The organism is Rhizobium sp. CFBP 13644 (genome assembly GCF_014842165.1).
In the GTDB taxonomy this organism is placed as follows: domain Bacteria; phylum Pseudomonadota; class Alphaproteobacteria; order Rhizobiales; family Rhizobiaceae; genus Agrobacterium; species Agrobacterium tumefaciens_C.
In genome coordinates this window covers 179,167-200,405 of record NZ_JACYVF010000009.1, presented here as the reverse complement: position 1 = coordinate 200,405, position 21,239 = coordinate 179,167, and the positions used below count along the sequence as shown (strand labels likewise).

Here is a 21,239-nt window from a genome sequence, read left to right as displayed (position 1 = left end):
CGCTTTCTATTGGCGACAAGATCGATGTTCCTGCCTATGGCGTCATGGTCATGGCGCTGATCCGCGAGCAACTCGATGCGAATATAGCCGAGATGCTGAACGCGAAGCTGGCGACCGAGATGCAGGAGCTTTTGCAGATCGCACCAAAAGAGCTGAAGTTTTCAGCAGTCATCGAAAAAATGACAGAGCACGCGAAGGAAATGGGTGACAGGCCTTGGGGCAGGATCGCCGCCTTCATTGAAGAAAGCGAATACAGCACGGGTCATTACCATGTCGGCATCGACCCAGACGGCGACACCCTCAAGCGTTATAATTGCGAAACGCAGTTCTACGTCGATTCCTCGGGCAAGATTTCAAGCCTTCACGTCGATCGACGTGACGTTGCCAAGGGTATCGGCATCGCTTCTTATTGGGGCTACCAGAAGATGATCTTCTCCGCATACGCCTGCGGCTCGAAACTCATTATGGACGAGCTCGACCCCTCCCTTGAATATGGGGACAACTGAGCCATGGCGAGAGTAACACAACCAGTTCCTGATATCCTTATCGAACGCGCCGTTGAACTTTGGTGCCGCGCGCTGCGCAATCCACGGTTCGAAAATGGCGACAACAGCGAAGGTGGTTTCTTCACTGCTGGTTTCGCAGCGATGAACAGCGACGCGGCAGCAGCCAAGGTCACTGAGTTTGACGATGCTGTGGAACGCTTCCGAGGAATACTCGTCGCCAAACTGAAATATGCCCGCGACCATGACGGCGAGCCGACCGGCGAACAGGGCCAGTACGGCCCCAAGACATATTATTTCGATGGGTGCCTGCGGACAGACTATCACCCTGAAAAGGACTTGAGCGAGGCCGCGACGGAAGCTGGCATCCCGCACAAACTGTTTTCTTGGAAGTCGAGCGTCAACCTCTACGACCCCGGCTCCGTCTGCGCTTCTTTCGGTTACGGCGCCCCCGCTGTGTACCATTACCCGCTCTCGGGCAATCGCTGGCTCATCTGCAAGCTCCGCGGCGAAGATATGGCGCTGATCATTAAGGCTGTCGAGGAAGGTCGGTTGCCGGAACTGTATGTCGAAGAACCTGCGGTGCCTGCCAATGGCTGAAACCTCCGCTATCGAGTGGTGCGACGCCACCGTGAATTTCTGGTGGGGCTGCACTAAAGTCTCTCCCGGCTGCGATCATTGCTATGCCGAGACGTGGAACAAATTTCGCGGCACCGGCGAATGGGGCCCGAACGCGCCGCGACGCAAAATCAAGAGCGCTGTGGCGCTGCTGAGAAAGCTCAACCAAAAATCGCCGATCACGTTCTTCAACGCCCACGGACGCTCGATGCGCGTGTTCATGCAGTCCATGTCCGACACCTTCGACAACGAGGTGGACGATGCTTGGCGCGCTGAACTGTTTGCGGAAGCAGCGGACGCGCGCTGGGTGAATATCATCCTTCTGACGAAGCGAGGCGTGAACGTCGCAAAGATGGTGCCCGCGTCGTGGCTCGATAACTGGCCGAAACACATCGGCCTGATGTTCTCGGTGACGTCCCAGCGCGAAGCGGATCGGGACATACCCCGGCTTATCGACCTGAAGCAGCGCCTCGGCCTGCCATGGATCGGGTTAAGCTTGGAACCGCTTCTCGAGCGCACCAGGCTGAAAGCGGAATGGCTGGATCATATCGATTGGGTCATTGTCGGCGGCGAGAGCGGTCCCGATGCCCGGCCCATGCATCCCGAGTGGCTGGACGATATCAAGAACGTCTGCACGCTGCGCAACTATCCACGCAAGCCGGTTCCGTTCCTGTTCAAGCAGTGGGGCGAATGGGTGCCGCATGACGCGGCGGTGCGCCTTCCCAAGATTAAGGCCTTGGAGATCTACCCTTCAATGGAGCTGCGCCGCGACGGAAACGCGTTCTCTGTCACCAATCTCGGCACCGTCACCATGGTCCGCGTGGGCAAGAAGGCTGCTGGCCGGGAAATGTACGGTACCGAATATCTCCAATTTCCAAAGGCGCTTTCATGACCAACCCCAACCTAAATTATCGCCTCACCGAGCGCCGCGCAGCCTACGCCAACTTCGTCGCCTACCTCGAGTATTTACCTTAGCAGCAAGTTGAAAACAGAAAGTCCCGGCGCTGCATCGGTCGGATTGTGTGTATGCACGACACCCTTGGCACGCGCCTTAACGAACTCGTCAGATTGTTAAGATGTACTACGCTATCTGAAATGTGGGACGAATTATTCTGAAGCCTCTATTCGTCAATCAACACAAGGTCTCAAACCGCAAAGGAGGCACGGGTGCCAAATTATACGAAGGCTCAGATTAGCGGGGACGCAGGCCAGTATCTCGTCGCCTACACAGTTACTCGTATCCTCGGCTGGCCGTGCCGACTCCTCGGCATTGACATCGGCTTGGATGCTGAAATCGAAATTATTGACGACGAAGGACGATCAGACGGAGACATTATCAAGTTACAAATCAAGTCTAAGGACTTTCTGAAGCATGGAGACAACCATATCTACATCGAAGAGGAGCACTTGAAATATTGGAAGAACTTCAGTGCCCCAATAATCGTTTGCTGCGTTGATCATTCTACTCGTAAAATATATTGGCAACCGATAGTCCAATCCGAGCCTTATCTGTGTGATGGCGCCAGTCGTCGGTTAACATTCAATACTGTAACTAGCAGGGAAATTGATTTCGGAAGTAAAAAAACACTCAAGGGCATGGTTACTCCTCCACACTTAAAAGATTTTTCACTTCATCTACAATTTCTCAAGGCTTTCTGTATAAAATGGGAAGTCTATAATGGCGTGAGCACGGATACATTTGACGAAATAAACACGGATATTTCGGCTGCCGAGAAGCACAGAACATTTCTCGAAGGCGCTATGAAGGTTTTCCCTTTTCGCTTTTCATCAGCAGACGAAGACACAATACGGAAGTCTTTTGAGATGCGAAACCGCCTAGAGGTGATGATGCGTTTGGAGAGAAATGGTAACCTATAAACACATCTTTCGCAGGGCCGCGCAACCCAGCTTCCTTCCTGCTCAAGCAGTGTAGCAAATGGGTTCTTGTTGATGTCGCGCACTGGCAACCTCCCAGGAGAACAAGCATCCGTATACTGGGCGCGACGGAAACGCGTTCTCTGTCACCAATCTCGGCACCGTCACCATGGTCCGCGTGGGTAAGAAGGCTGCTGGCCGGGAAATGTACGGCACTGAATATCTCCAATTTCCGAAAGCGTTGTGCTAATATTTCGACCTAGCTGCACCCGCTCAATACTGTGCTATAGAAATCCGGAGCTGAGCTAGCTGGGGATCAATGACTTGAATTTGCATGAATTAAAATCAGTTATATTCGAAGTCCTAAACCCGCCAAAGGCGAAATTCGGGCTCGAGGGCGCAAAAGCAGCAGCGCTTGAGGAAGCTGCTCAGCAAAATAAGCTTTATAGCGTTTTAATAGCAACGGTCGGCAGCCTTGTGGAAAGCGACGGCGTCAGAAGCGTCCAAGGCGTACTTTATAGTGTGATAAACTCGCAGTTTCCACAAAGCTTCGAAGTGGTTAAAGACAACGACGGATATTTTGAAATAGCCGGCCCGTATCCGCAGTTAAGCCAAGCAGGCATTGAAAACCTTCTCCAGATTCTCCATGAAAAGACACCTCAATTGACACTTGCGGAGCAAGTTGAGCTTGTTGGCTTCACACTCGGAGGCCTTACATATCTGTTGTTCAAATCGTCTCCGAGCGTCGCCAGGATAGATTTGAGCCATCATGCATGGTTACACATGGGACTTGTTGCGTTTGCCGCCTTGCGCGTGGAGACGGAAAACCTACTAGGGACAAGTTCTCCCATCGTGGACATGTACCGTCGTTATAATAGTGAAGCTCATCGTGCGATCGAGATGGCGGATTTAGAGCGCAAGGCTCACGAACAAGCGCAACAGGATTTAAGAACCAAGATAGTCGAAGTCGAAACTACTGCAGAAAAAATCGAAGATAATTTCAAACATATGTCTAAGCTGTTTAAGGACCATCTGGACACCACCGGGAGCAACTTGTCAGACCTTTTTAACTCCTCTCGAGAGAATATGGATCTTGTAAGGCTCGACGCTGAACAGAAACTATTAGATCACTCAAAAACTATCGCAGACCGATTGAGTTTAAGGCATGTAACTCAAAGATGGAACGATGTCAGAAAGCGGGCGAAGCGAACGCTCTGGGCATCGGGTTTCGCGATTCTTCTGATGTTTATGTTGGCTTCCACCATCATCGCCGCTCGTGGTCATGAGATACTAGAATTCTTAATGCCATTCGACCTAAAAACGATGTATTTAAATACAACAGCTACAGGCGTTCTGAGTATGCAAATCGCTCGAATGGCTTTGATTGCAGTACCCATTGCTACATACTTCTGGCTACTTAAGATCGTCGTTCGCATTTTCATGCGTTCTCTCGTGCTTATGGATGATGCGGACCAGCGTGCTACCATTATGGACAGTTACTACGCTCTTACGGGAGACGGAATGACCGATGAGCGTGCCCTCCCGATGATGCTTTGGGCGATTTTCAGACCCCTGCCTGGGCACGGTCCTGACGGAATTGATCCGCCTGATTTTACTGAAGCGATCAATGCTGGTCTGAAAATTGGCGCCAGATAAGTAGCGTGTTGATCTGGCGTTCCTTAAATGGTGGCGGCATGCCTCAAAGGATCGCCAGCATCAATCCCAACTGCCGTCGCTCGGAGGCGGCCAAAAGCATCCCGGCTCGACTTGGATTGTCTGCCATAATTGCTACTGCGCCATGCCAGACGATTTCGATCTTCCGGTATTACCTTTTCATTTTTACCCGTAAGTAACAAAAATACCCAAGACTTGAAACCGGCCCGGCGCTCTAAACTTGACCAAAGTCGACGTTCTTATCGGCCCCTCGAACACCCTTTTTTAGTTTAGCAATTACGTCGAACGGAAGACCCAATCTCCCGACGATCCACTCATCGTCACCGCCGACAGGGTTCTCGACACCCACAAAGGTTTTCATGAAGATCATGTCAGCATTTTCATTAGCTGACATGGCGTCTTCCGTGTAAGCAACATAGCAAATCACCTCTTTGAAATCGTGAATTCCAAGCAATCTGCAAACTGCTAAGCTTGTGAGATACATGCCTTCCAACTGACGAAGTACCTTTGCCCATTCGCCTTGTGTAAGCTTGCTCTTCATTTCGAGGATGTGTAGCCTACAACCGTCATCTTCGAAGGTTATAAACGCCCCCTCTGCACAGTTTCGGTTTGAAAAAGACCAGATCATAGGCGCTTTATCCTTGGCCTTCATGATCAAACAGGGATCCTTCGGCGAAAAGAAAGCTTTACCCTCCCCACCTTTTTTCTTTTCTTCAAAATGAAACGGCGTCGGAGTTTCGTGAAACCTGAGATACTCAGGCAAAAAATGTTTTTTAACGCTGATTTTGCAATCACTAAGCACGCGTTTTCTCACGAATAGCTAGTGTTTCGCGAGCGAGTGAAAGTAGTGTTTCATTTAGGCTAGAAACCACAAACCCCTCAGGCGTGTTTTCAAGACGCCGAACATCTGTTAGTCCGTCCGATTCGCTAAACTCATAGGCACTCACGTCTGCAGGATTTAACAGATCTACAGATTCGTATCCAAATTTCTGCATCAAGGCTTTTTTCTTCGGGTGTGCATATAGCGACATTAGATTGTTTATCTGCTGCATAAAGGTGTCACTATGTGTGGTGAGGGTAACTTGTGCCCCAGCCGAGAGCAGACGTGATATTGCTCTCGCCATATTTCTCTGAGCCTCTAGATGGAGGTGCGCTTCAGGCTCCTCCAGAATGAAATGCCTACCCTTGACCTCTGAATTCAGTGATAAAAGATAAGGAGCAAGTTCGGTGATCATTGATGATGTAGCGTGCAGCGGCAGCTCAAGTTCCCTACCGTGAGGCCGGTATTTGAAAGGACTATTGCCTGACTTTTTATCCTGCTTTATCGATCCACCGATAATATTATCCTGGAGCCAAGAGGACAACTTAGATGTTGATTTTGACCTATATCCTGCTCTCGGATCAGCAATAGATTGCAAAAAGGACACAAGAGGTACAGGTAAGTCAAGACTTTTACTCTGATCTTTGACACTAAATCGTTCTGTTACCAATGAACTTAACGCCAGCATCAATCCAGTACGAGCAGCAGGAATATAAGTCACTCGTGCGAAAGATTCCGCAAAGCCACTAATAATGTTGTATACTAGCTCCTCAAATATCATGTCGCCGAAAAAAGGGCTCTCCCTCCAATACTGCAATGGGAAGTGAACTCGAAGCAGCGGATTATCTGCTACGTCGACAAACCGTATATGTAATTCTTCTCGCTCAGTAGTCCCCCGCGCTTGCTCATTAACGGTGGAAGCACGAACCCGAAATGGGACGAAGCCAGCATTTTCTATCGCAACGCTGGTTGCCTGAAATCCTGGATGAGCGAAAATATGTGATAAAAAACTGCTACCGTCTCTTTTGAAGAGGTCGTTCACGTATTTAATGATGTCTGAGCATTTTCCAGCATCGATATCTAGCGTTTTATCAGACGCGGGACCCGAAACATCAACGAAGTCTCGATACCATTTCGGGCGTTTGGATCTTGCCTCTGGGCTCTGGAGCAAAGTTTCGAGATTGCTCAGGCTCCAGACTAGAGTTGCCACATAGCTTTTGCCTGTATTGTTTTTCCCAACCAAAATTGAAAGAGGAGTGAGCTGAACGTTTGCAGACCTCACTTTCCCCAGATTGGCAACCTTGAAATTCAGCACGTCATAACTTTCTAATCGTCGTATTGAACGAGTTTCTGCATCTTACTATCAAAGCTTTAACGATGCATAAAGTGCCGCGCTCCCGACACCCTGGGGACTCATATACCTCCTTCGTAACTTGACATAAAGACCGATATTAAAGCATACTTTCCCAAGCGGACAGTTCTCGGGCCTTTTTGCCCTCAAATCCATTTCTCATTGGAGAGCCACATGTCCGTAGGGCCGTCAAACCACGTTTCGCTCGATAGCTACCTCACCCTTAAAGAAGTGACTACGAATGTCAAAGTCGCCACCTCTACGCTTTACCGCTGGATAGCCGACGGCAAGTTTCCGAAGCCAGTTCGACTCGGCGAGAATTGCGTACGGTGGCGCGTTGCTGACCTGAAGGCTTGGCAAGACAGCCGCCAAACCGTCGAGATTGTAAAAAAAGCGGGGTAGAAATCAGACTAAATTTGCGGGTATTAATGCGGGTATCCGCGTACAATGCGAATAGCGAAATGCCGATGAGATAGGCCTGTTCAGTTTCCAGTGTGACAGACACCCCATCTGCCAGTCTTGCAAGTGACTTCTGTGTGAAACCATCAGCTAAATACAGCTCCCAAGGCCGTATTTGTAGCTTGTTTACTGCAGTCCAACTGCAAGTGCATAAATCCCGTTATATGTTGTAATGAAGCATTGGCGACATATGCCAGTGCCATTATAAGGTCCGAGAACGACGATTCTTGAAAGGCCTACCTATGTGGATGGAAGTGACAGCGGTCAGCAACAATCAGAAGTTTGCGATCAATTTTGACCATGTTACGCAGATTTCTCCCCTGTCTCAAGGCACGCTGATCATGCGCGCGGGAAATGAACGCGTTCAGGTGATGGAAAGCTATGACTACATCGTCGCTCGCCTTCACGCGGCCGCGACGAAGTAATTCAGACGCCTGCGAAAACGGCGATCAGTGCGGCGAGTGCCGGGACCGCCTGAATGAAAAGAATCTTTTTGCCTGCAGTAGCAGCGCCGAAAACGCCAGCCACGAGAATGCAGCCCAAAAAGAAAATCGCAACGCATCTTTGCCCGTCGCCCTGCGACAGTGCGAAGATCAATCCAGCCGCCAGAAATCCATTATAGAGCCCCTGATTGGCGGCGAGAACTTTGCTGGCCTCCGCAAATTCCGGTGAAAGCCTGAAGGCTCGGCGTCCTGCCGGTTTGGTCCAAAGCACCATCTGCAGAACGAGAATGTAGGCGTGTAAAGCAGCGATCAAAACAATCAGAATATTAGCAATCAATTTTGGCCTCCCCCATAGGTTTAGCCTTCTCGATAGCATTGAAGTCCCGGGTGGCGGAAGCAGCTTCAATGCTTCCGCGCCGGATATGGTTTACGGCTTCAACAGAACTTTCCCAGCTTTGCCAGGTGTCAGCGACGCTTTGACAGCGGCCGAGATGTCAGCAAGATCGTAAACGCCGTCTACCGGCAGCGTGATGGTCTTGTTGTCAACGAGCGTAATCAGTTCGCCCATCAGTCGCCGTCTGTCGTCGGGAGAAAGTGCAGCGATTGCCTTTGATCCCCAGAAGCCTTTGATGGTCAGCTGCTTGAAGATAACTGGACCGGATGAAATTTGCATGGGCTCGCCCGTCATTGAGCCGAAGGAAACCAGCAATCCATCATCGCTAAGCAGTTCGGCAATGTCATTGCTGGCAACGCCGCCGATGGAATCCACACCAGCGCGAATGGGCTGGTTTCCAGCCAGTGCGCGCACCTTTTGCTTCCAGTCGTCTGCGGCGGTCGAGACACCGTTAACGATGCCCAACGCCGCAAGCTCTTCAACACCCGCATCACGACGAACAAGGTTTATCGCATGAATGCCCCGCGCCTGCGCAACCATCGCAACGGCCTTGCCCACTGCGCCATTGGCGGTGTTTTGCACGAACCAGTCATTCGGCTTCACGCCCAGATATTCTAGCAACGTCAGTGCGCTGAACGGCATGGCGATCAGCTGCGCTGCGGATTCGTCTGAAATCGAATCAGGCACAGGCACGACGCCGGATGCTGGTGCGATAAAATACTCGGCCCACGAACCATGAACGCCTGCGGCGGCCACCCTTTTTCCAAGCAAAGAGGCGTCTGTACCTTCGCCCAGTTCCTCGACTATTCCGACAGCCTCGCTGCCACCAATTGCACCAGGCAAAGGCGGCTTATATCCATAATTGCCGCGCACTGTCCAAATGTCGTGATTATGGATGGGTGACAAAAGCATGCGAATGCGAAGCTCTCCCTTGCCCGCCTGGGGAACTGGAGCATCTCCAAGTTTTAGCACGGCCTGCGGATCGCCAAAAACGTCGTGCATTGTGCTGCGCATATAAAAATCCTTCTATTAGACAAACTACGCGCCAGCCTTGGCGAGCACTGTGGCATTGCTGTGAAGCGGAGGCGAAATACATCCAAAAAACGAAAAGCCGACCAACTGGCCGGCTCTTGCGTCACTAAAAATCTATCAACCTTACTGGCAGACGCGGAGGCTCTCCATGTGCCAGCCGCCGTCATAGGCGTTCCGGACCTGCCTATCCTCAAACCAGCAGCGTGGCGGAGGCGGTGGTGGCGGCTCGACATAACGGGGGCCGTTGCCGCCTGCCAAAGCGCCACCGATGATTCCACCCAGAACACCAGCAGCGATGCCGCCAGCAATGATGCGGCCATTATCACGGTCCCGATGCTTGCGAGGGGGATCGCGATAAGGGCGGGGCGGCGGGCCACGGCGGTCGTATCGAGGACCACCATCATAATAACGGGGCCCACCATCGTAATATTGTGCGAATGCGGTTTGCGCGCTTGTCAGAACTGCGCCACTGGCGATGATTGCAGCGAGTGCTGTGAGAACAATCTTTTTCATTGCAGGCTTCTCCATGTGAGCCGAACCGTTCCCGGGTGTCGTCTCAATATTATCTGAAAATGGCATGGCAGTGATGAACAAGTGCTGAATGGATAAATATTCTGAATCATATGGCTCCCGCATACGCAGGCGTACCGTTAGCCAGCACACTGACCTTTCGCGCTATACGGGATGCAGCTATGGGGTGATTGCTTCCTCCACGGGAGGAGCTCCCAAGTCCTGAAAGCCAATCAGGCATTACTTGGCCCCGCCTTTTGGTGGGGCTTTTTTTCTGTCCATGGTGAGCTAGTGTAGCATTGCGTTTGCCGCTCTTAGCGGGAGATCTCAACAGGCATGACTTCAACTTCAACAGCATGCCCGGAATGGCTGTCGCGTGGATACTGGTTGAAAAGATCTTCAAAAAGCTCAATCACGGCCGCAGGCATGTTGCGCGAAAACTCATCGAACAAATCATTCGCCCGGTCCCAGGCGTAGATAGCCAGAAGCGTGAGAACGAGCAGAAGAAGCCAGGGCCAGATTGGCTTGCGGCGAGAATGCCTCTCACCGTTCTTGTCAATCATATCGGACATGGGGCTTCTCCAGGTGAACGCTCAGCGTCTTCCATACCGCGGCTCACCGCCAGGGGCATAAGCAGCTTTCTGCGAAAATCGAAAAATATTGCCGCATTGGGCGCAGCGTATCATATACTCGGATGGATTGCCCGAAGGCCGCTCCGCGCGAAAGCCTGCAGGCATTTCATCAATGCGAAAATCGACATTCGGATTCTGCTTCTCATCTATTTCAGACACTTCAGCGAAGCCGGAGTGGCCACACTTTGAGCATTCGAGTTTGCGGGAATATCGGTCGCGCGAAGCCATGGAGAATCCTTTGTTTCGCGACAGGTAGCAATGCAGCGACGGCAGTTCAATACTCTCCGCACTCCCTCCCAGCCTTCCGCAGACTTAGGCCAAAATAGATGTCACCTCATCGCAACGCCCGATGCTGTGCCGCTCTCGATCACGAGCCGCATTTTATCAGGTTAAGTTACCATTCATAAACCACTTGGTAACGCCATCGCACTAGTGTTGCGAGATGAAATGTCTGGCGGGGCGTGTCGGACGGAACAGTGGCATGCGATTAAAGAGTTCAACCGTGTTCAAAAATGTATCTGAGTTATTTGGTAAGACGGTCAAGCCTGGGTCATTCGTGAAGGTTTTCATGTTTGCGATAGCTATGGCAACAGCAACAACTGCGACCACGCAGGTCGCGAAAGCTGATCCCAAATATGCAGGCATCGTCCTTGATGCCAAGACAGGCAAGGTTCTGTACGGCGAAGATCCAGATGGCCTGCGTTATCCAGCATCATTGACGAAGATGATGACCCTTTATCTAACGTTTGAAGCGTTGAGCGCCGGTCGGATTTCGCTTGATTCCAAGGTGCCGGTTTCTGCCAATGCAGCCAAGGAACCGCCGTCCAAGCTGGGCGTGCGTGCAGGTGGCAGCGTCACAGTCGAGCAGGCGATTCTCGCTCTCGTCACCCGCTCTGCAAATGATATTGCCACGGCACTCGGCGAGTATCTTGGCGGCAACGAAGAGCGTTTCGGTCGAATCATGACGGCAAAAGCTCGTGCCCTTGGCATGACGCGCACCACATATCGCAATGCCAATGGCCTGCCCAATACAGCGCAGATGACAACGGCACGCGACCAGGCTCGCCTCAGCGTCGCTCTTCGCCAGCACTTCCCACAATATTACAGCTACTTCAGCACCCGCACATTCACCTTCGGCAAGCAGGTCATCGGAAACCACAACCGCCTCGTCGGTACCGTTCGTGGCGTCGATGGCATCAAGACCGGCTACACCCGCGCTGCTGGCAGCAACCTTGCAACATCTGCGCAGCTGGACGGACGCTCTATCGTTGCGGTCGTACTGGGTGGTCGCTCAAGCGCCGCCCGTGATGCAACAATGCGCAAGCTGGTTGCCGAATACCTGCCAAAGGCTTCCCGTTCCGGCACAAGCAACCTGATTGCAGCAACGCCTTCAGCACCTATTGAAGAGCCCGTTTCTGTCGCAACCGCAAACACAGCTTCCGGCCTTCCAAACGCTGGCCCGCTTCCACAGGCACGCTACGCAGATGAAACACCCGTAACGGCATTCGCACCAGCACCTGCAAATGCAGCCGTTGCAGCAATGGACATGGCAACGCGTGCCAAGACACCTGCCCGCCCAGCTCCACCTGTGGATATGAGGCCTGATCGTTCGATGGTTACGAACTCGACCAAGGTCGACAATATCATGACAGCCTCGACCACACCTGTTCCGGCTGTTTCCGGTGATGCGGGCTGGGTCATTCAGATTGGTGCGTCTCCAGACGAAGGCTCTGCGCGCAACCTGCTTCAGGCCGCGCAGGATAAGGGCGGCAGCCTGCTTCGTAGCGCAAAGCCATTCACCGTGGCCTTCACGAAGGATGGCGCACAGATGTACCGCGCGCGCTTCGGCGGATTCGATGGCCAGAATGATGCGGTCAATGCATGCAACACATTGAAAAAGAAAGGCATCAGCTGCTGGGCGTCTCTCCAGTAAGCAGCAGATGGTATCAGCGACCGGTGATGTCATGACGAACGAGATTACCGGTTCCACTCCTCGAATTGTATTGAGTAACGAGGGTTTCCAAATGGCAATCAACGAAAACTATTCGGACATTGCGGCAGGCAAAGGCAGACAGCAAAGTCTTTCCGTGCTGCACCCAATCCACGAGGCGGCAATGAGAATTGCCGATCTCGGCCTCAACAAATCGCGTCACAAGACCCGCGATCTTGTTAACCTGCTCCTTTGCCACGGCGCCCGCGCCTGGCGGAGTAATCAGCCGGAAGCAAAGATCCATCTTCACATCATGTCTAAATCTGGCCGCGGTGCGATTCATCTGCGTCTGAGATAAGACTTCCACGACAAACAAAAGCCCTGCGAAACGATGTTTCGCAGGGCTTTTTTGTATCTGATGTCAGAGATGAGTTGCGGCGAGCCCAATCAAAGCCTCGCCGCAGCTTATTATGCGCCCTCGCCGTCACCTTCAGGTGCTGCGGCTGCTTCGGTCTCAATGCCATCAACCTCAGCCTCGCCATCATCTTCGCCTTCTGGCTCGTTGATGCGTTCAACGGAAACAACCTTCTCATCCTTGGCAGTTGAGAAGATGGTCACGCCCTTGGTAGCGCGGCTTGCAAAGCGAATACCGTTGACTGGCACGCGGATCAGCTGCCCTCCATCGGACACGAGCATGATCTGGTCGCTATCATCAACAGGGAAGGCTGCAACGAGTTCACCGATCTCGGCTGTCTTGGACGTGTCGGTGGCACGAATGCCCTTACCGCCACGGCCCGACGTGCGGAAGTCATAGGAAGAAGACCGCTTGCCAAATCCCTTTTCGGAAACCGTAAGAACGAACTGCTCTTTCGACTTCAGGAACTGATAGCGCTCTTCGGTCAGATGACCTTCTTCAGTCACCTCTTCACCAACAAGCGCAATTTCTTCAACGTCGGTCTCGCCGGTCAGTGCACGACGCTCAGCAGCGGCACGCTTGAGATAAGCTGCACGCTCCCATGGCTCGGCATTGACGTGGCTAACGATCGTCATCGAAATAATGCGGTCGCCCTCGCCCATGTTGATACCACGAACGCCGACCGAGTTACGGCCAGCAAAGACGCGAACATCATCGACCGGGAAGCGGATGCACTGCCCGAGCGCAGTTGTCAGCAGAACGTCGTCGCCAACCACCTCACCAAGCGCATCTGGGCCTGTGCATGTCTCGACGGAGAGAATTTCATCACCCTCTTCATCCAGCTTCATCGCAATCTTACCGTTGCGGTTGACCTGAACGAAGTCAGACAGCTTGTTACGGCGCACTGTTCCACGCGTCGTGGAGAACATAACGTCCAGTGTGTCCCACGTTGTCTCGTCTTCGGGCAACGGCATGATGGTCGTAATACGCTCGCCGGGTTCCAGCGGCAGCATGTTGATGAGCGCTTTGCCCTTGGACTGTGGTGTGCCGATTGGCAAGCGCCAGACTTTTTCCTTGTACACGATACCGCGTGACGAGAAGAACAGAACAGGCGTGTGCGTATTGGCAACAAACAAGCGGTTGACGAAATCTGCATCACGCGTAGCCATGCCGGACCGGCCTTTGCCACCGCGACGCTGCGCCTTGTAAGTCGTCAAAGGTACGCGCTTGATATAACCAAGGTGCGAAACAGTAACGACCATGTCTTCACGAGCGATGAGGTCTTCATCGTCCATGTCAGGGCCACCTTCCACGATGACGCTTCGGCGTGGGGTGCCAAATTCATCGCGCACCGCCGCAAGCTCGTCCTTGACGATCTGCTGGATACGAATGCGGGAAGACAGGATATCGAGATATTCGCTGATCTCAGCGCCGATCTTGTTCAACTCATCGCTGATTTCATCGCGACCCAGCGCAGTCAGGCGCGCAAGACGCAGCTCAAGAATGGCGCGTGCCTGCTCTTCCGACAGGTTGTAGGTCAGGTCTTCGTTGATGCGGTGGCGCGGATCATCGATCAGAAGGATCAGGCTTTCCACGTCCGACGCTGGCCAACGGCGCGTCATCAATTGCTCGCGGGCCGTTGCTGGATCCGGTGCCTGACGGATGACGCGAATGACTTCATCGATGTTGGCAACCGCAATAGCCAGACCGACTAGCACATGGGCGCGATCACGGGCCTTGCGCAGAAGATACTTGGTGCGGCGGCTGACAACTTCCTCACGGAAGGACACGAAAGCGCGCAGCATGTCCAGAAGCGTCATCTGCTCCGGCTTGCCGCCGTTCAGCGCAACCATGTTGCAACCGAATGAGGTCTGCAAAGGCGTGTAGCGATAAAGCTGGTTCAAAATGACTTCAGCATTGGCATCGCGCTTCAGCTCGACAACAACGCGGTAGCCCTGACGGTCGGACTCGTCGCGAAGGTCGGAAATACCTTCGATACGCTTGTCCTTGACCAGCTCAGCCATCTTCTCAATCATCGACGACTTGTTCACCTGGAAGGGAACTTCGGTGATGATGATCTGCTCACGGTCTCCACGCATCGGCTCGATGGTGGCGCGTCCGCGCATGATCACGGAGCCGCGACCGGTCTCATAGGCCGACCGGATTCCGGAGCGGCCGAGAATGAATGCACCTGTTGGGAAGTCAGGGCCCGGGATGATCTGCATCAATTCTGGAAGTTCAATTTCCGGGTTGTCGATCAGCGCGATAGAACCATCGATGACTTCGGACAGGTTGTGCGGCGGAATGTTGGTGGCCATGCCGACCGCGATGCCGCCCGCACCGTTGACCAGCAAGTTGGGAAATCTCGCGGGCATGACGACCGGCTCAGACAGTGTGCCGTCATAGTTATCGCGGAAATCGACTGTTTCCTTGTCCAGGTCGTCGAGGATCGAGTGCGCGGCCTTCTGCAAGCGGCACTCGGTGTAGCGTTCAGCCGCTGGCGGATCGCCATCGATGGAGCCGAAGTTGCCCTGGCCGTCGATCAATGGCAGTCGCAGGGACCAATCCTGCGCCATGCGCGCCAAAGCGTCGTAAATCGCCGAGTTGCCATGCGGGTGGTATTTACCCATCACGTCACCGGTGACGCGGGCACATTTAACGTATTTCTTGTTCCAGTCGATGCCGAGTTCGGACATGCCGTAAAGGATACGGCGATGAACGGGCTTCAGTCCGTCACGAACGTCTGGAAGTGCACGGCTGACGATAACGCTCATGGCGTAATCGAGATACGACCGCTGCATTTCCTCCATGATGGAAATAGGCTCAATACCTGGCGGAAGCTTTCCGCCGCCTGGGGGGCTCTGGTCAGTCAAATCGGATCACATTCTATGTTAAGAATCGGATGGATTTTTATAGCGGAAACAGCGCTAAAGCGCCAATTTCCAGCCGGGTTATGAACAGTCTTTTACGTCATTTGCAAGACGATGCACAGTTTTCTCCCTACCATCAAGGAAATCTCTGTTCTGAGGGTTTTAAACGCGCCAAGACTTACCTACCATTGCGACACATCGATCCTGAAACGGGCCACAATCCCGCAATTCAAGGGCGCCAGACGGGGATATCATGGCAAGCACCGAACTTCTCATCAATGCGTTGACGACAATGCTCGTCACGCTGGATCCTCCGGGGCTCGCTCCGGTGTTTCTTGCCCTCACAGTTGGCATGACACGGGCGCAACGCGGCCAGGTGGCTCTCAGAGGCTCGATCATCGCCTTTGCCATCCTTGCCGCATTTGCGCTGTTCGGAGCATCCATTCTAGAGCTTCTGGGCATTTCACTCGGCGCCTTCCGCATCTCTGGCGGCTTGCTGCTGTTCTGGATCTCGTTTGAAATGATCTTCGAGAAGCGTCAGGAGCGTAAGGAAAAGACGTCGGAAATGGCGATCACGCTGGACCACATCCAGAACATCGCCGTGTTCCCGCTCGCTATACCCCTCATCGCCGGTCCCGGCGCGATCTCTGCCACTGTGTTGATATCCGGCTCCATGCAGACGACCTTCGACAAGATCATCTTCATTCTGCTTCTGGCCTTCAGCATGCTGCTGGTGTTCCTGGCGCTACTGGCTGCTGACCGTCTGGATCGCTTCTTGGGCAACACGGGGCGCGCCATCCTCACCCGCCTGCTCGGCGTGCTTCTTGCTGCCCTCTCGGTTCAGTTCGTCGTGGACGGCGTGAAATCCGTGATAGCGTCCTAATAAGACCTGCAAGCAGGGCAACATCGATCTTGCGCAGATGCTTTCTGCTAACAAGGCGCTGCGCGCAATTAGTCGGAAGGGCGACGAGGAGCCATAGGCGTTAAAGGCGGTATCGCAGGCCTGACAGACACCAGAGTAATAGAGAGATCCTTGATTTCTGGCCTCTGCTGCAATCAATGAAGCTCTGAAAATAGCTATAACGCAAAACGACGACGGACCATACTTGGTGCGTCGTCGTCTTTTTTAAACTCTACCGTTCGCTCAGAAATCAGAACGGAATATCGTCGTCCATGTCGTTGCTGAAGTTGCCAGCTGGCTGGCCACCACGAGACGAACCGCCGCGAGAGGACGAGGATGACGGCATATCGTTGCCACCGCCGTAGTTTCCGCCGCCGCCGAAGTCATCTCCGCCACGGCTTCCGCCACCGCCGCCTTCACCACGACCGTCAAGCATCGTCAATGTCGAGTTGAAGCCCTGCAGCACGATTTCAGTCGAGTAGCGGTCGTTACCGGTCTGGTCCTGCCATTTGCGGGTTTGAAGCGCACCTTCGATATAGAGCTTGGCGCCCTTTTTCACATACTGCTCGATGACCTTGCAAAGACCTTCGTTGAACACAACGACAGTGTGCCATTCGGTCTTTTCTTTGCGCTCACCGGAGTTCCGATCGCGCCAGCTTTCGGACGTCGCAATTCGCAAATTTGCGATAGGGCGACCATCCTGCGTGCGGCGAATTTCAGGATCAGCACCGACGTTCCCGAGCAAAATTACCTTGTTTACGCTGCCAGCCATCTTCTCATCCTGTCTGCCAACCCTCATGGCCAGCATTTATCCTGTTCAAAATTTAAACGCACCATAGACCATCGTTTGGTGCCATGGGCATTGGATGGAACAACAATCCACAAGGAATGTTCTCTCACCTGTGAAACCCTTGCCAATCGTTCTTATTTTGTTCTATTAAGGCAGATCATCTGAGTCAAGTGGACGGAAAAGCGTATCTGAAAAGCTTAACATACCTCGACACGCCGTCTGCCATCATTACATAAGAACCGACGCCTCCCAACGAGTATTCCGAGCCTTCTCATGAGTGAATTAAAGACGATTTCGATCCGTGGTGCCCGCGAGCATAATCTCAAGGGCATAGACCTAGATTTGCCGCGCAACAAGCTGATCGTCATGACCGGCCTTTCGGGCTCCGGAAAGTCCTCGCTTGCTTTCGATACGATTTATGCCGAAGGGCAGCGTCGTTATGTCGAAAGCCTGTCTGCCTATGCGCGGCAGTTTCTGGAAATGATGCAGAAGCCGGATGTGGATCAGATCGAGGGGCTTTCCCCGGCCATTTCCATTGAGCAGAAGACGACCTCGCGCAACCCGCGTTCGACTGTCGGCACCGTCACTGAGATCTACGACTATATGCGCCTTCTGTTCGCGCGTGTTGGCGTTCCCTATTCTCCCGCGACCGGCCTGCCTATTGAAAGCCAGACAGTCAGCCAGATGGTTGACCGCGTCCTCGCTTTCGAGGAAGGAACGCGTCTCTATATCCTCGCACCCATCATTCGGGGACGTAAGGGCGAGTACAAGAAAGAGCTGGCCGACCTGATGAAAAAGGGTTTTCAGCGCGTAAAGGTCGATGGTCAGTTCTACGAGATTGCTGACGTCCCTCCCCTTGATAAGAAATACAAGCACGATATCGACGTGGTGGTGGACCGTGCCGTGGTTCGCCCCGATATGGCATCGCGTCTTGCAGACAGCATCGAGACCTGCCTGAAACTCGCCGATGGATTGGCTGTCGCTGAATTCGCCGACAAGCCCCTTCCCCCTGAGGAAACCTCGGCTGGCGGATCGGCCAACAAGTCGCTCAATGAAACCCATGAGCGTGTGCTGTTTTCGGAAAAATTCGCCTGCCCTGTATCAGGTTTCACGATACCGGAAATCGAACCGCGCCTCTTCTCGTTCAACAATCCCTTCGGTGCTTGCCCCACTTGCGATGGTTTGGGTTCACAACAGAAAGTCGACGTTGCGCTGATCGTGCCCGAACCCGAGCGCACTCTGAAGGATGGCGCTGTCGCACCTTGGGCAAAATCATCGTCGCCCTATTATAATCAGACGCTGGAAGCGCTTGGAAAAGCCTTTGGTTTCAAGCTTTCCAGCCGTTGGAACCAGCTTACCGATGCTGCCAAGAAGGCCATTTTGCAGGGCACTGACGACAAGATTGAATTCGAGTATCAGGACGGTGCCCGCTCCTACAAGACCGTGAAGAATTTCGAAGGCATCGTGCCCAATCTCGAGCGTCGCTGGAAGGAAACGGACAGCGCCTGGGCCCGTGAGGAGATCGAGCGCTATATGTCGGCGGCTCCCTGCCCTGCCTGCGCAGGTTACCGCCTCAAGCCCGAGGCATTGGCCGTGAAGATCAACAAGATGCACATCGGCCAGGTTACGCAGATGTCGATCAAGCTGGCGCGCGACTGGTTTGAGGTTTTGCCCGAATCTCTTAACGCCAAGCAGAACGAGATCGCCGTCCGCATCCTCAAGGAAATCCGCGAACGTTTGCGCTTCCTCAATGATGTGGGTCTGGATTATCTCAGCCTGTCGCGAAATTCCGGCACGCTATCCGGTGGTGAAAGCCAGCGTATTCGGCTTGCTTCGCAGATCGGTTCGGGTTTGACGGGCGTTCTCTATGTGCTCGACGAGCCATCGATTGGCTTGCACCAGCGCGACAATGCTCGCCTCCTCGAAACGCTGAAGCACCTTCGTGATATCGGCAACACCGTCATTGTCGTGGAGCATGACGAAGACGCGATCATGACCGCAGACTATGTGGTTGATATCGGCCCCGCAGCAGGCATTCATGGCGGTGAAGTGATCGCCGAGGGAACGCCGCAGCAGGTGATGGACAATCCGAAGTCACTGACCGGCAAATACCTCTCCGGCGAGTTGGGTGTGGCAGTTCCTGCGGAACGTCGCAAACCCAAAAAGGGCAAGGAGATCAAGGTCGTGGGTGCACGTGGCAACAACCTGAAGAACGTCACTGCGTCGGTTCCCCTCGGTGTCTTCACAGCGGTGACAGGTGTTTCCGGTGGCGGCAAATCGACGTTCCTGATTGAAACGCTCTATAAGGCCGCTGCCCGTCGGGTTATGGGCGCGCGCGAAATACCGGCGGACCATGACCGGATCGATGGGTTCGAGTTCATCGACAAGGTCATCGATATCGACCAGTCGCCCATCGGTCGGACGCCGCGCTCCAACCCGGCCACCTACACCGGTGCCTTTACGCCGATCCGGGACTGGTTCTCAGGCCTGCCAGAAGCGAAGGCCCGCGGTTATGCGCCCGGTCGCTTTTCCTTCAACGTCAAGGGCGGTCGCTGCGAAGCATGCCAGGGTGATGGCGTCATCAAGATCGAGATGCACTTCCTGCCGGATGTCTATGTCACCTGCGATGTATGTCACGGAAAGCGCTACAACCGCGAAACACTCGATGTGACCTTCAAGGGCAAGTCCATCGCAGACGTGCTGGATATGACGGTCGAAGAGGGCGTCGAGTTCTTCGCAGCAGTGCCTGCTGTACGGGACAAGTTGCAATCGCTCTTTGAGGTCGGCCTTGGCTATATCAAAGTCGGCCAGCAGGCGAACACGCTTTCAGGCGGCGAGGCCCAGCGTGTGAAGCTTGCAAAGGAACTGTCGAAACGATCCACCGGTCGCACACTTTATATTCTCGACGAGCCAACGACGGGTCTGCATTTCCACGACGTGAAAAAGCTTCTGGAAATGCTGCATGAACTGGTCAATCAGGGCAACTCCGTCGTCGTGATCGAGCACAATCTGGAAGTCATCAAGACGGCGGACTGGGTCATCGATATCGGCCCGGAAGGCGGCACTGGCGGTGGTGAGGTCGTTGCGGCAGGAACGCCGGAGCAGATCGTCAAGGAAAAGCGCTCCTATACGGGGCACTTCCTAAAAGAACTGCTGGAACGCCGTCCAGAGAAGAAAATACAAGCGGCCGAGTGATCAGGCTACCGAGGGCATAGAATGAGCAAGACAGGGACGATCCGTACTGGCATTGGCGGCTGGACCTTTGAGCCTTGGGAGGGCAAGTTCTATCCCGATAAGCTGGTCAAAAGGCGACACCTGGAACATGCCAGCCGTCATCTAACCGCCATCGAAGTCAACGGTACCTATTATGGCAGTCAGAAGCCTGAAACCTTCGCCAAATGGGCATCCGAAGTGCCTGAAGGTTTCATATTTTCGCTGAAGGCCAGTCGCTACGTCACCAACCGAAAGGTGCTTGCCGAAGCCGGTGACTCCATGACGAAGTTCCTGACACAGGGTTTGACCGAGCTTGGCGATCACCTCGGCCCAATCCTGTGGCAATTTGCGCCTACGAAAAAATTCGAGCCCGATGACTTCGCGGCGTACCTCGCGCTCCTCCCTGAAAAACAGGATGGATTGACGCTTCAGCACGTCGTTGAGGTCCGTCATCCGAGTTTTCAGGTGCCGGAATTTATCGAGTTGCTGAACAAGCATAAGGTGGCCGTGGTCTGCGCCGATCACCACGACTATCCGATGCTGCCAGATGTTACGGCGGATTTCGTCTATTGCCGACTGCAGAAAGGCGAAGACGATATCGAGACCTGCTATCCTGAAAAGGACGTCAAAGCCTGGGCTAAGCGTCTTCATACTTATGCAGAGGGTGGAATCCCCGATGATCTTCCAATGATCGCGGCCGATTTGAAGCCTGAGAAAAAGCCTCGCGATGTGTTTGCCTTCTTCATTTCAGGCGGCAAGGTCAACGCCCCCGAAGGCGCGCAGCTTTTACAAACTCTGGTCTAGCGCTC

General features: G+C 53.5%; 21 protein-coding genes. 12 read left to right on the top strand and 9 right to left on the bottom strand.

Annotated elements, in window-relative coordinates; translation table 11 throughout:
* Positions 1 to 50 precede the first annotated feature (50 nt).
* From IFT53_RS20290 to IFT53_RS20270, 5 genes are all read left to right on the top strand, one after another.
* Entirely contained in the window at positions 51 to 506 is a 456-nt protein-coding gene (locus IFT53_RS20290) for a hypothetical protein (protein WP_192066332.1), read from the top strand.
* A 3-nt stretch (positions 507 to 509) separates the two neighbouring features.
* Positions 510 to 1,103 carry a hypothetical protein gene (locus IFT53_RS20285; protein WP_192066333.1) on the top strand — a complete coding sequence of 198 codons (594 nt, stop codon included), beginning with the start codon at positions 510 to 512 and terminating at the stop codon, positions 1,101 to 1,103.
* The gene (locus IFT53_RS20280) at positions 1,096 to 2,013 is read left to right on the top strand and encodes a DUF5131 family protein (protein WP_192066335.1); all 918 of its coding nucleotides are present in this window, start codon (positions 1,096 to 1,098) and stop codon (positions 2,011 to 2,013) included. Before IFT53_RS20285 ends, IFT53_RS20280 begins: the two co-directional genes overlap by 8 nt.
* A 275-nt stretch (positions 2,014 to 2,288) precedes the next feature.
* On the top strand, positions 2,289 to 2,999 hold the full coding sequence (locus tag IFT53_RS20275) for a DUF4365 domain-containing protein (protein WP_192066337.1): 711 nt from the start codon (positions 2,289 to 2,291) through the stop codon (positions 2,997 to 2,999).
* Positions 3,000 to 3,320: 321 nt separating this feature from the next.
* Complete coding sequence (locus IFT53_RS20270; RefSeq protein WP_192066338.1) at positions 3,321 to 4,652, top strand: DUF6161 domain-containing protein; 1,332 nt, start codon at positions 3,321 to 3,323, stop codon at positions 4,650 to 4,652.
* A 232-nt stretch (positions 4,653 to 4,884) separates the two neighbouring features.
* On the opposite strand, the gene IFT53_RS20265 is transcribed toward IFT53_RS20270, so the two are convergent.
* Together IFT53_RS20265 and IFT53_RS20260 are read right to left on the bottom strand one after the other, a co-directional pair.
* On the bottom strand, positions 4,885 to 5,472 hold the full coding sequence (locus IFT53_RS20265; RefSeq protein ID WP_192066340.1) for a hypothetical protein: 588 nt from the start codon (positions 5,470 to 5,472) through the stop codon (positions 4,885 to 4,887).
* The gene (locus tag IFT53_RS20260) at positions 5,465 to 6,805 is read right to left on the bottom strand and encodes an AAA family ATPase (RefSeq protein ID WP_192066342.1); all 1,341 of its coding nucleotides are present in this window, start codon (positions 6,803 to 6,805) and stop codon (positions 5,465 to 5,467) included. The genes IFT53_RS20265 and IFT53_RS20260 overlap by 8 nt, the downstream gene beginning before the upstream one ends.
* A 210-nt stretch (positions 6,806 to 7,015) precedes the next feature.
* Between IFT53_RS20260 and IFT53_RS20255 the strand changes: the two genes are divergently transcribed.
* Positions 7,016 to 7,243: a helix-turn-helix transcriptional regulator gene (locus IFT53_RS20255; protein WP_192066344.1), complete on the top strand. Its 228-nt coding sequence runs from the start codon at positions 7,016 to 7,018 to the stop codon at positions 7,241 to 7,243.
* A 305-nt stretch (positions 7,244 to 7,548) separates the two neighbouring features.
* Positions 7,549 to 7,725, top strand: a complete 177-nt coding sequence (locus IFT53_RS20250; RefSeq protein ID WP_192066345.1) for a hypothetical protein — start codon at positions 7,549 to 7,551, stop codon at positions 7,723 to 7,725.
* A 1-nt stretch (position 7,726) separates the two neighbouring features.
* Here the strand turns inward: IFT53_RS20250 and IFT53_RS20245 are convergent, their stop codons facing one another.
* The 5 genes from IFT53_RS20245 to IFT53_RS20225 all read right to left on the bottom strand — a co-directional run bounded on the left by IFT53_RS20245 (position 7,727) and on the right by IFT53_RS20225 (position 10,539).
* Positions 7,727 to 8,080, bottom strand: a complete 354-nt coding sequence (locus IFT53_RS20245) for a DUF1304 domain-containing protein (protein WP_192066347.1) — start codon at positions 8,078 to 8,080, stop codon at positions 7,727 to 7,729.
* Between the two features lie 90 nt (positions 8,081 to 8,170).
* The gene (locus IFT53_RS20240; RefSeq protein WP_192066349.1) at positions 8,171 to 9,151 is read right to left on the bottom strand and encodes a zinc-binding dehydrogenase; all 981 of its coding nucleotides are present in this window, start codon (positions 9,149 to 9,151) and stop codon (positions 8,171 to 8,173) included.
* Positions 9,152 to 9,292: 141 nt separating this feature from the next.
* A complete protein-coding gene (locus IFT53_RS20235) occupies positions 9,293 to 9,682 on the bottom strand; it encodes a hypothetical protein (protein ID WP_192066350.1) in 390 nt (129 codons plus the stop codon).
* 311 nt (positions 9,683 to 9,993) lie between these two features.
* On the bottom strand, positions 9,994 to 10,251 hold the full coding sequence (locus IFT53_RS20230) for a hypothetical protein (protein ID WP_192066674.1): 258 nt from the start codon (positions 10,249 to 10,251) through the stop codon (positions 9,994 to 9,996).
* 21 nt (positions 10,252 to 10,272) lie between these two features.
* Positions 10,273 to 10,539: a hypothetical protein gene (locus tag IFT53_RS20225; RefSeq protein ID WP_042619526.1), complete on the bottom strand. Its 267-nt coding sequence runs from the start codon at positions 10,537 to 10,539 to the stop codon at positions 10,273 to 10,275.
* 340 nt (positions 10,540 to 10,879) lie between these two features.
* On the opposite strand from IFT53_RS20225, the gene IFT53_RS20220 reads away from it, so the two are divergent.
* The gene (locus IFT53_RS20220) at positions 10,880 to 12,244 is read left to right on the top strand and encodes a D-alanyl-D-alanine carboxypeptidase (protein ID WP_446737699.1); all 1,365 of its coding nucleotides are present in this window, start codon (positions 10,880 to 10,882) and stop codon (positions 12,242 to 12,244) included.
* 91 nt (positions 12,245 to 12,335) lie between these two features.
* Positions 12,336 to 12,599, top strand: a complete 264-nt coding sequence (locus IFT53_RS20215; RefSeq protein WP_042619527.1) for a hypothetical protein — start codon at positions 12,336 to 12,338, stop codon at positions 12,597 to 12,599.
* A gap of 110 nt (positions 12,600 to 12,709) precedes the next feature.
* On the opposite strand, the gene gyrA is transcribed toward IFT53_RS20215, so the two are convergent.
* Positions 12,710 to 15,529 carry a DNA gyrase subunit A gene (gene gyrA / locus IFT53_RS20210; protein ID WP_192066354.1) on the bottom strand — a complete coding sequence of 940 codons (2,820 nt, stop codon included), beginning with the start codon at positions 15,527 to 15,529 and terminating at the stop codon, positions 12,710 to 12,712.
* Between the two features lie 250 nt (positions 15,530 to 15,779).
* Between gyrA and IFT53_RS20205 the strand changes: the two genes are divergently transcribed.
* Complete coding sequence (locus tag IFT53_RS20205) at positions 15,780 to 16,409, top strand: MarC family protein (RefSeq protein WP_042619529.1); 630 nt, start codon at positions 15,780 to 15,782, stop codon at positions 16,407 to 16,409.
* 268 nt (positions 16,410 to 16,677) lie between these two features.
* Here the strand turns inward: IFT53_RS20205 and IFT53_RS20200 are convergent, their stop codons facing one another.
* Entirely contained in the window at positions 16,678 to 17,199 is a 522-nt protein-coding gene (locus IFT53_RS20200) for a single-stranded DNA-binding protein (protein WP_192066356.1), read from the bottom strand.
* Between the two features lie 291 nt (positions 17,200 to 17,490).
* Between IFT53_RS20200 and uvrA the strand changes: the two genes are divergently transcribed.
* Positions 17,491 to 20,412 carry an excinuclease ABC subunit UvrA gene (gene uvrA / locus IFT53_RS20195; RefSeq protein ID WP_192066358.1) on the top strand — a complete coding sequence of 974 codons (2,922 nt, stop codon included), beginning with the start codon at positions 17,491 to 17,493 and terminating at the stop codon, positions 20,410 to 20,412.
* Between the two features lie 21 nt (positions 20,413 to 20,433).
* Entirely contained in the window at positions 20,434 to 21,234 is an 801-nt protein-coding gene (locus tag IFT53_RS20190) for a DUF72 domain-containing protein (RefSeq protein WP_192066360.1), read from the top strand.
* Positions 21,235 to 21,239: the final 5 nt, after the last annotated feature.

Coding starts and splice junctions, on each gene's coding strand:
- IFT53_RS20290 (WP_192066332.1), top strand. CDS start 51: ATGGCGCTGATCCGCGAGCAACTCGATGCGAATATAGCCGAGATGCTG.
- IFT53_RS20225 (WP_042619526.1), bottom strand. CDS start 10,539: ATGGCTTCGCGCGACCGATATTCCCGCAAACTCGAATGCTCAAAGTGT.
- IFT53_RS20205 (WP_042619529.1), top strand. CDS start 15,780: ATGGCAAGCACCGAACTTCTCATCAATGCGTTGACGACAATGCTCGTC.
- IFT53_RS20200 (WP_192066356.1), bottom strand. CDS start 17,199: ATGGCTGGCAGCGTAAACAAGGTAATTTTGCTCGGGAACGTCGGTGCT.
- IFT53_RS20235 (WP_192066350.1), bottom strand. CDS start 9,682: ATGAAAAAGATTGTTCTCACAGCACTCGCTGCAATCATCGCCAGTGGC.
- IFT53_RS20220 (WP_446737699.1), top strand. CDS start 10,880: ATGTTTGCGATAGCTATGGCAACAGCAACAACTGCGACCACGCAGGTC.
- IFT53_RS20280 (WP_192066335.1), top strand. CDS start 1,096: ATGGCTGAAACCTCCGCTATCGAGTGGTGCGACGCCACCGTGAATTTC.
- IFT53_RS20255 (WP_192066344.1), top strand. CDS start 7,016: ATGTCCGTAGGGCCGTCAAACCACGTTTCGCTCGATAGCTACCTCACC.
- IFT53_RS20215 (WP_042619527.1), top strand. CDS start 12,336: ATGGCAATCAACGAAAACTATTCGGACATTGCGGCAGGCAAAGGCAGA.
- IFT53_RS20240 (WP_192066349.1), bottom strand. CDS start 9,151: ATGCGCAGCACAATGCACGACGTTTTTGGCGATCCGCAGGCCGTGCTA.
- IFT53_RS20250 (WP_192066345.1), top strand. CDS start 7,549: ATGGAAGTGACAGCGGTCAGCAACAATCAGAAGTTTGCGATCAATTTT.
- IFT53_RS20230 (WP_192066674.1), bottom strand. CDS start 10,251: ATGTCCGATATGATTGACAAGAACGGTGAGAGGCATTCTCGCCGCAAG.
- IFT53_RS20285 (WP_192066333.1), top strand. CDS start 510: ATGGCGAGAGTAACACAACCAGTTCCTGATATCCTTATCGAACGCGCC.
- IFT53_RS20190 (WP_192066360.1), top strand. CDS start 20,434: ATGAGCAAGACAGGGACGATCCGTACTGGCATTGGCGGCTGGACCTTT.
- uvrA (WP_192066358.1), top strand. CDS start 17,491: ATGAGTGAATTAAAGACGATTTCGATCCGTGGTGCCCGCGAGCATAAT.